This window comes from Rhizobium sp. BR 317 (assembly GCF_047445835.1).
In the GTDB taxonomy this organism is placed as follows: Bacteria; Pseudomonadota; Alphaproteobacteria; order Rhizobiales; family Rhizobiaceae; genus Rhizobium; species Rhizobium paranaense.
Window position 1 is genome coordinate 1 of record NZ_JARWLB010000151.1, and the last position, 1,068, is coordinate 1,068.

Consider the following 1,068-nt stretch of genomic DNA (forward strand, 5'->3'; position numbering starts at 1 on the left):
GCCTTCGATAAACGCGAGAACGGCCGGTTCCCTGGCGGAGCCGGCTGTTTTCGTGTCGCCGACGGGGCCAATCGGGAACGGAAATCAGGCAGGTGGCACGCCCGTCGCGGCCCGTTCAGCTTGTCGGGTCTGCAGGAGCCGCCGGCAGATGCAACGGCTCCGCCGTCCTCCACTGAAGTTCCGGCCGTTCCGGTGCATCGGCCGGCTGATCTGCTCCTGCATTCTGCCCTCCGCAACGGGCCGCGATAGGCGCKGCCTCAAAACGGAGGCTGAAGATGAGCAATAGGGAGAAACAGCGGGTCGATCTTTATACCCGTATCACGGACAAAATCGTAGAGGATCTGGCGAAGGGCGTGCGGCCGTGGATGAAGCCATGGAACTGCGAGAATACGACTGGCCGTATTACTCGGCCGCTGCGTCATAACGGGCAGCCCTATTCGGGCGTCAACGTGGTGCTTCTCTGGTCGGAGGGCAACGCACGGGGGTATGCGTCATCCACGTGGATGACGTTCAAGCAGGCCCTCGAACTGGGTGCCGCCGTCCGCAAGGGCGAGACGGGTGCCACGGTCGTTTTCGCCAGCCGTTTCACTAAGTCGGAGACCGACGGAAATGGCGGCGAGGTCKAGCGGGAAATCCCTTTCCTGAAGGCGTACAGTGTCTTCAACGTCGAGCAGAWCGACGGGCTTCCCGACCAATATCGTCACAAGCCGGCTCCGGTTCTCGATCCGGTCGAGCGCATCGAGCATGCCGACCGGTTCTTTCGCAACACCGGTGCCGTGATCCGCCATGGTGGCAACCAGGCCTTCTTCGCGCCGGCCGCCGATCTCATCCAGATGCCGCCGTTTGAGAGCTTCAAGGACGCGGCAAGCTACTATGCGACCTTGAGCCATGAAGTCACGCATTGGACGGCGCCGGCGCATCGCCTCGGTCGCGACCTCAGCCGCTATGCCAAGGACAAGACCGAGCGGGCGCGTGAGGAACTGATCGCGGAACTCGGCAGCTGCTTCCTGTGCGCCGATCTCGGTATTGCTCCMGAGCTCGAACCACGTCCAGATCACGCCTCCTACC

The 1,068-nt window shown here is 62.9% G+C and carries 1 protein-coding gene; it reads left to right on the top strand.

Features of this window, described 5'->3' with window-relative positions; translation table 11 throughout:
* Positions 1-275 precede the first annotated feature (275 nt).
* On the top strand, positions 276-1,068 hold a 793-nt coding region (locus tag QD357_RS32455), incomplete at its 3' end, for an ArdC family protein (protein ID WP_414126105.1).